Below are 7,638 nucleotides of genomic sequence, written 5' to 3'. Positions count from 1 at the left end.
CCCGGCCCACCGAGAGCCGCCCACCGGGACCCGGCCCACCGAGAGCCGCCCACCGGGACCCGGCCCACCGAGAGCCGCCCACCGGGACCCGGCCCACCGAGAGCCGCCCACCGGGGCCCGCCCCACCGAGAGCCGCCCACCGGGGCCCGGCCCACCGAGAGCCGCCCACCGGGGCCCGGCCCACCGAGAGCCGCCCACCGGGGCCCGGCCCACCGAGAGCCGCCCACCGGGGCCCGGCCCACCGAGAGCCGCCCACCGGGACCCGCCCACCGGGACCCGCCCGGCGGCCCGACGCCGCGTCCCCCGTCGCGGGTGGCGTCGTGTGTCCGGGGCGGCGCCCCGACCTCGTCTGTCCGGGGCGGCGCCCCGGCCCTCGTCACCGCGTGACCCGTCCGCGTGCGCCCCGCCGGGGTCCGCGCGCCCCGCTGTGCCCGCGCACGTCCGTCGGTGTCCCGGCGAGGGACTCAGCGGCGTCGTACGGATACGAAGCGCGCCGGCGTCCCCGGCCGTGCCTGGGCCGCCGCGGGGAGGTCGGCCGAGCACACGACGCCGATGACCGGGTAGCCGCCGGTCGTCGGGTGGTCGGCGAGGAACACCACCGGCCCGCCGTCGGGCGGCACCTGCACCGCGCCCAGGACCATGCCCTCAGGGGGGAGTTCGCCGGAGCGGGCGCGAAGCAGCGCGGGACCGTCCAGGCGCAGGCCGATGCGGTTGCTCGCGGACGACACCCGGTAGGGCCGGGACGTGAACGTCCGCACCGCCTCCCGCGTGAACCAGTTCTGCCGCGGTCCCGGCGTCACCCGCAGGACCAGCTCCGCCGGGGGCGCCGGCTGCGGGGCGACGTCCACGCGCGCGTGCGGATCGCCCGGCCGCCCCAGGGGCAGGACCGTGCCGTCCGCGAGGGGCGGCGGCCCCAGGCCGGACAGCAGGTCCGTGGAGCGGCTGCCGAGCACCGGCTCGGTCACGACGCCGCCGGAGACGCCCACGTAGGTGCGCACGCCGGAATCGGCCGCTCCGACGTTCAGCAGCGCACCGGCCGGTACGTCGACCGGCGCACCCCAGGGCACCGGGCGTCCGGCCACCGACACCGCGCAGGGGGCGCCGGCGACGGCCACGGTCACGGCGGAACGCGGACGCAGCGCACAGCCGCCCAGCGTGGTCTCCAGGACGGCGGCCCCGGGCGGATTGCCGACCAGTCGGTTGACCAGCGCCGCCGCGGGCGCGTCCAGAGCCCCGGAACGGGGGACGCCGAGGTGGGCGTGCCCGGGGCGGCCCCGGTCCTGCACGGTGGTCAGGGGCCCGGCCCGGACGACGGTGACCGCGCGGTCCGTCATGCGCACCTCCGGGCTCCCCGGGGAACGAACCGCACGCGCGTGCCCCGCGACAGCAGCGCCGCCGGCACGCGCGTGCGGTCCCACAGCACGGCGTCCGTCGTACCGATCAGCTGCCGGCCGCCCGGCGACGAGCGCGGGTACCCGCCCGTGGACGGGCCGGCCGGCGCCACCGAACCGGCCGCGACGGCCGTGCGCGGGGTGGCGCGACGCGGAACGTCGTACCGCGCGGGCAGACCGGTGAGGTGGCCGAACCCGGGTGCGAACCCGCGGAAGGCGACGTGTAACTCGGCACCCGCGTGGATGCGGCCGGCCTCCTCCCGCGCCACGCCCCAGTGCGCGGCGACGTCGGCCAGGTCCCGGTAGGAGACCCGCGCGCCGACGCACACGCCCCGCTCGGCCGCCGGCTCGCAGACCCGCCGCACGGTGGCCGGGCCCCCGGCGTGGAAGCCCCGGGCCGCGCCGGCACTGGTGACGACCGGGGGCAGGCCCTCGTCGACGGTGAGCCGTCCGTGCCCGAAGCCCTCACCGAGATCGGCGTCGAGGTCGATCGAGGTCATGTCTCCAGTGTCCCCGCTCTCCGCTCTCCGCCTCCGCTCCCCGCTCTCCGCCTGGGCCAGGCGTACGGGATCACGCCACGCGGTACTGCTCGTCCCGGACGTCCGTGACGAACATCTGCCCCGGCGCGTGGGTGAGGGCGAAGGGCGGGCGCGAGGCCATGACCGCCGCCTGCGGGGTCACTCCGCAGGCCCAGAACACCGGAATGTCGTCCGGTTCGGTCTCCACGGGGTCGCCGAAGTCCGGCCGGGTGAGGTCGTCGATGCCGAGCGCCGACGGGTCACCGCAGTGCACCGGAGCGCCGTGCACCGCCGGGAGCAGGCTGGTCTCGCGGATCGCCGCCGACAGGTGACGGGGCGGCACCGGGCGCATGGACACCACCATCGGACCGTGCAGCCGTCCGGCCGGACGGCACTGCCGGGTGGTGACGTACATGGGGACGTTGCGGCCCTGCTCGACGTGCCGGATCGGGACGCCGGCCGCGGACAGTGCCCACTCGAAGGTGAAACTGCATCCGATCAGGAACGACACCAGGTCGTCCCGCCAGTGCGCGCGTGCGTCCGTCGGCTCCGCCACCAGCTCGCCGTCGCGCCACACCCGGTAGCGGGGCAGATCGGTGCGCAGGTCCGCGCCCTCGGCGAGCGTCGTGGTCCAGGACCCGGCGTCCGTGACGTCGAGCACCGGGCAGGGCTTCGGGTTGCGGGTGCAGAACAGCAGCATGTCGTAGGCCCAGTCGGCGGGCACCGAGATGAGGTTGGCCTGGGTGTGGCCGGCGGCGACTCCCGCCGTGGGGCCGGTCAGCCCGTCCCGGAAGCGGGAGCGGGCCGTTTCCGGGCTCCACGCGTGCGCGTGCCCGTCGACGAGGGCGGGTGACCGGTCCTCGGCCACGTCGTGCGAGTGCTTCACGTCAGTTCCTTTCCGCGTGTCTCCGGCAGGCCCAGCAGGGCCAGCGTCGCGATGCCGTAGCCGATGGCGCCGAAGACCAGCGCGCCGCCCACGCCCCAGCTGTCGGCCAGGAAGCCGACCGTGGTGGGGAAGACGGCGCCCACGGCGCGTCCGGTGTTGTACGTGAAGCCCTGCCCCGCGCCGCGGACCGCTGTCGGGTACAGCTCGCTCAGATACGAACCGAAGCCGCTGAAGATCGCCGACATGCAGAAGCCGAGCGGGAATCCGAGCACCAGGAGCAGGGTGTCGGCGCCGCTGGGCAGGTTCGCGTAGGCCAGGATGCAGCCCGCCGACAGCAGGGCGAAGAGCCGGATGTTGCGCTTGCGGCCCAGCACGTCGGTGAGGTGGCCGCCGGTGAGGTAGCCGGTGAAGGCGCCCGAGATCAGGAACGTGAGGTAGCCGCCGGTGCCGACCACCGACAGGCCGCGGTCGTCCTTCAGGTAGGTCGGAATCCAGGTGGCGAGGGTGTAGTAGCCGCCCTGGACGCCGGTGGAGAGCAGACTCGCGAAGAGCGTGACGCGCAGCAGACCCGGCGTGCCGGCCGCGCCCGGCTTGAAGATCGCCGTGAACGAGCCTCTGCCGGCCCCATTCTCACGGGCGGCCACGGCCTCGGGCGCGTCGTGGACGTTGCGCCGTACCCAGACCACGAGCAGCGCCGGCAGCGCACCGGTCCAGAACATGACGCGCCAGGCCAGGTCGTCGCCGACCAGGGAGAACACGACGGTGTACACGACCACCGCCAGGGCCCAGCCCACGGCCCACGAGCTCTGGATCGCACCGAGGGTGCGCCCACGGTGCCGGGCGCTCGCGTACTCGGCGACCAGGATCGCGCCGACCGCCCACTCGCCGCCGAAACCGAGGCCCTGCAGGGCCCGGAAGACCAGCAGCGTCTCGTAGTCGGGCGCGAAGCCGCAGGCCACCGTGAACACGGCGTAGGTGATCACGGTGAGCAGCAGTGCCTTGACCCGGCCGACGCGGTCCGCCAGAACCCCCGCGAGGGCGCCACCCACCGCCGAGACGACCAGCGTGACCGTCGTCAGCAGTCCCGTCTGCCCGCTGTCCAGGCCGAAGTACGCGGCCAGGGCCACCATGGTCAGCGGCAGCGTGAAGTAGTCGTACGAGTCGAGCGCGTAGCCGCCGAACGCGCCGCCGAAGGCGCGGCGGCCCCGCGGGCCGAGGGCGCGCAGCCAGCCGAACGCGCCGTCGTCGGTGGTGTGCCGGTCCGTGGCGCGGCGTGCCTCGGCGGCCGGGGACCGCGGTGGAGGGGGCGTACTCATGGGCACCTCGCAGGGGGAGGACGGAGGGTGCTTGTCGAGTGAGTCGTTCGGCGCGGCGGCGGGCCGGCCAGCGGCGCAGAGGGGGGAAGCGGGCGCCGTGGAGGCGACGCACGAAGCACCGTAGGGGATTGTTCAACGATCCCTCAATACCCATGTTGTTTCGTTCTGGTGTCTGCGGTTGAATTCCGGGCATGGCAGAGCAGTTGACGGGACTGGCCGACGACCGCGCCCTCCTCGGGCGGACCAGCACCGCCGAGCGGGTCTCGGACATCCTCAGGAGCCGCATCGCCGAGGGCTACTTCCCGCCGGGCACCCGGCTGTCGGAGGACAGCATCGGCGGCGCGCTCGGCGTCTCCCGCAACACGCTGCGCGAGTCGTTCCGGCTGCTCACCCACGAACGCCTGCTCGTCCACGAGCTGAACCGCGGCGTCTTCGTGCGCGTCCTGACCGTCGAGGACGTCGAGGACATCTACCGCACCCGCGCCCTCGTCGAGTGCGCCGTCGTCCGCGGCCTCGCCGAGCCGCCGTACGCCCTGGACGGGCTCGCCGAGGCCGTCGAGGACGGACGGCGATCGGCCCGCGAAGGTGACTGGAAAGCGGTGGGTACGGCCAACATCCACTTCCATCGGGAACTGGTGGCCCTCGCCGGCAGCGAACGCACGGACGAGCTGATGCGCAGCGTCTTCGCGGAACTGCGCCTCGCCTTCCACGTCGTGGACGATCCCAGGCGCCTGCACGAGCCGTACATCGCGCGCAACGCGGAGATCCTGAAGGCACTGGAGGCCGGCGAGCGGGGAACGGCGGAGCGGCTGCTCGCGGTGTACCTGGAGAACTCGCTCCAGCGGGTCGTGGAGGTCTACCTGCGCCGGGTCGGGGACGAGGGATAGGCCGCCCGCGGCGCCGGTCGCGCCGGGGTGCGTCTGCGCCGTTTGGGTCGTTGTCAGACCGAGGACCTAGTCTGTGCACCGTGACTTCGCCTGCATCGACGGACCGTGTTCCGCCCCAGCTCAGCGCGGGGCCGCGCCCTGCCCCGGGCCCGGCCGCCGACGAGGGACTGGCGCGGCGGCTGCGCGCGCTCGCCTGCACGGCGCCGTTGCACGACCTCGACGCGCGCAAGGCCAACCTCGCGGGTGAGTACTCGGTGTACGGCATGGCGGAGGTCGCCCTCGCCGCCATCGACCTCGTCACGCTGAACATGGACTTCGACACGGGCGCCGACCACGACCAGATAGTGGCCCGGCTGATCCCGCGCGTCGCCGCCCAGGCCCCGGAGCGTCCCGCCGCCGAGCACGAACGGGTGGCCCGCTGGGTCCTGGAGAACCTGGTCAACGTCGGCAGCGTCGACCGCGGTTTCCGCGCGGTGTACGGCACCTTCGGCCCGGACGGCACCTACGTGCGCCGCGACTACGACTTCAAGCTGCTCGAGGAGGTCCCCGGTCCGGGCGGCACCGTCTACCTGCGCACGACCGACGAAGCGGTCAACGTCCTCGTCGGCGCCCTCGACACGGACGTCACCAGCGCCCAGATCGCCGCCGAGGTCAAGCTGGAGGTGCTGATCAGCCGCGGCCGCCTCGCCGACGCCCAGCTCGCCGCCGAACAGGCCCGGTACCGGACCGTGCAGTACTCGGAGACCCTGCGCAAGGCCCTGGACGCCACCCGGCGCAACGTCCGCGCGGTGGACTGGCTCAGCGCGGTTCCCGACATGATCGCCGAGGCGCTGGACCACGTCGCCGACCGGTACCGCCACGAGAACGCGATCCTCACCAACATCCGCAAGGCCCGCGACGAGTCCGAGGACCCCGAGCACAAGCGCCGCGCGGCCGAGCTCGTCGACATCGTCAAGGACTGCATCCGCCGCCACACCCAGCTCCAGTCCAGGCTCCTGGAGGCCGGCCCGCTCTTCCGCGCGGAACAGGACCGGCAGGCCTTCGCCACCCCCCTGACGACCTCGGGCCTGGACCTCTACGGCCATCTCGTCGCCCCCGTGCTGCCGCTGCCCCTGGAGGGGGCGCTCCGCGTCACCGACGCCTTCTTCACGCGCGGCACCGGCCTGCGCACCCCCGTCTCCGTGCGGGTCGGCGACCTCGTCGACATACTCCTGACCCCGCCGGTGGAGCGGGAGCACCTGGGCGCCGAGATGCCGGAACCCGACCTGATCGCCACCCCGGACGACAGCCGCTTCAGCGAGGAGCAGCTCGCCGCGGCCATGGACCTGCTCGACCTGCCGCACGACGCACCGCGCCGGCTGTCGGGGCTGCTGGCCGACGCCCGCACCCGTGACGCCGACCTGCCCTACCTCGTCGCCCTGCTGGCCGTCCACGCGGCCAGCCCGCCGGTCGGCACCGCCTACCGCCAGGGTGAGCCGAAGCTGCTGTTCGCCGTTGACGACGGCACCGAACTGGACGACCCCGAGTTCGGTGGCGCCGACCTCATCGTCGGCACGGCACTGCTGGACGCCGCGGGGATGGCCGCGGACCGGACGGAGGCGGCATGAGCACGGGCAGGCGGCGCCATCGCCGGCGCCCTGAGCGGTGCGGGCACCGGCGGCGGTGTCAGCATCCGCACCGGCAGCAGGACCAGCAGGGCCACCACCAGCACCAGCACCAGCACCAGCACAACGAGGAGTACCGACCGTGACCGAGCACGTCGACCGGAGCGAACCGGAAGCGGGTGCCGCGCCGGCCACCGCGGCCGTCACGCCCGCCGACGCCGCCGACGCGGCGCGGCTCGTCGCCTTCGGCCTCCAGCCCAAGCTGCTGCCCGCGCGCGACCAGGAGTACGCCGACCTGCTGCGCCGGTACCGCGAGGACCCGCCCTTCGCCCGGCTCGCCGACGCCGTGGCGGCCGGCCTCGGGCTGATCGTCCTGGAGGTGTCCCCCCGCGCGGGGATGGCCGTGACCGCAGCCGAGGACTCGGTGTTCGCCGTCCGCATGGGCGACTACGCGCGTCGAGCCGCCACCGACTCCGGCGACCGTTTCCTGCACGGCCTCGCCCACCTCGCCCTCGCCGCGATGGCCTATCCGCGCCCCGAGGACCTCGCCGACGACGGCTACATCGGCCGCGTCACGGTCAACGGCGTGGACGCCTTCGTCCGCCAGGCCTGCCGGCGACTGGAGGAGCGGGCCGAGCAGCAGGGGGAGAACACCGACCCGGCCACCGACGCCCCGGGACTGGAGGCCGCCTGGCGGATCTGGTCCCGCCGCAGCGCGACCGGCGCCACCAAGGACGCACGCAGACTCCCCGGCTCCACCACCGGCATCGTCGGGAAGGCCGCCGCCTTCCTCACCGAGTCCGGCTTCCTCCAGCGCACCGGCGACGACAACGGCGGCACGTACCGCACGACGGCCCGCTATCAGCTCCAGGTGCGCGACATGGCGGGCAGCGCCGCCATGGCCGAACTGCTGGACCTGGGCGTCGTCCCGGTCACCGACGGCACGGCGACGCTGCTGCCCGCCGAGGAGACGGACGACCTGGAGCTGGTAGCCGACGCCGGACTGCCGTTCCATTCCTCCTGACACCGCCCACGC

7 protein-coding genes are annotated in these 7,638 nt (G+C 74.5%); 3 read left to right on the top strand and 4 right to left on the bottom strand.

Features of this window, described 5'->3' with window-relative positions:
- Nucleotides 1-464: 464 nt before the first annotated feature.
- The 4 genes from KUM32_RS07670 to KUM32_RS07655 all read right to left on the bottom strand — a co-directional run bounded on the left by KUM32_RS07670 (nt 465) and on the right by KUM32_RS07655 (nt 4,111).
- Nucleotides 465-1,334 (bottom strand): biotin-dependent carboxyltransferase family protein, encoded by an 870-nt coding sequence (locus tag KUM32_RS07670; protein WP_217141040.1) that lies wholly within the window; start codon nt 1,332-1,334, stop codon nt 465-467.
- Nucleotides 1,331-1,891 (bottom strand): carboxyltransferase domain-containing protein, encoded by a 561-nt coding sequence (locus tag KUM32_RS07665; RefSeq protein WP_217141039.1) that lies wholly within the window; start codon nt 1,889-1,891, stop codon nt 1,331-1,333. Before KUM32_RS07665 ends, KUM32_RS07670 begins: the two co-directional genes overlap by 4 nt.
- Nucleotides 1,892-1,961: 70 nt before the next feature.
- A complete protein-coding gene (locus KUM32_RS07660; protein WP_217141038.1) occupies nt 1,962-2,795 on the bottom strand; it encodes a putative hydro-lyase in 834 nt (277 codons plus the stop codon).
- A complete protein-coding gene (locus KUM32_RS07655) occupies nt 2,792-4,111 on the bottom strand; it encodes an MFS transporter (RefSeq protein WP_217141037.1) in 1,320 nt (439 codons plus the stop codon). Before KUM32_RS07655 ends, KUM32_RS07660 begins: the two co-directional genes overlap by 4 nt.
- Nucleotides 4,112-4,302: 191 nt before the next feature.
- On the opposite strand from KUM32_RS07655, the gene KUM32_RS07650 reads away from it, so the two are divergent.
- From KUM32_RS07650 to KUM32_RS07640, 3 genes are all read left to right on the top strand, one after another.
- A complete protein-coding gene (locus KUM32_RS07650) occupies nt 4,303-4,998 on the top strand; it encodes a GntR family transcriptional regulator (protein WP_217141036.1) in 696 nt (231 codons plus the stop codon).
- A gap of 80 nt (nt 4,999-5,078) precedes the next feature.
- Nucleotides 5,079-6,605, top strand: a complete 1,527-nt coding sequence (locus KUM32_RS07645) for a hypothetical protein (RefSeq protein ID WP_217141035.1) — start codon at nt 5,079-5,081, stop codon at nt 6,603-6,605.
- Nucleotides 6,606-6,744: 139 nt separating this feature from the next.
- On the top strand, nt 6,745-7,626 hold the full coding sequence (locus KUM32_RS07640) for a hypothetical protein (RefSeq protein WP_217141034.1): 882 nt from the start codon (nt 6,745-6,747) through the stop codon (nt 7,624-7,626).
- Nucleotides 7,627-7,638: the final 12 nt, after the last annotated feature.

It is taken from the genome of Streptomyces sp. AC627_RSS907 (assembly GCF_019049165.1).
This window is presented reverse-complemented; position numbering and strand designations above follow the sequence as displayed.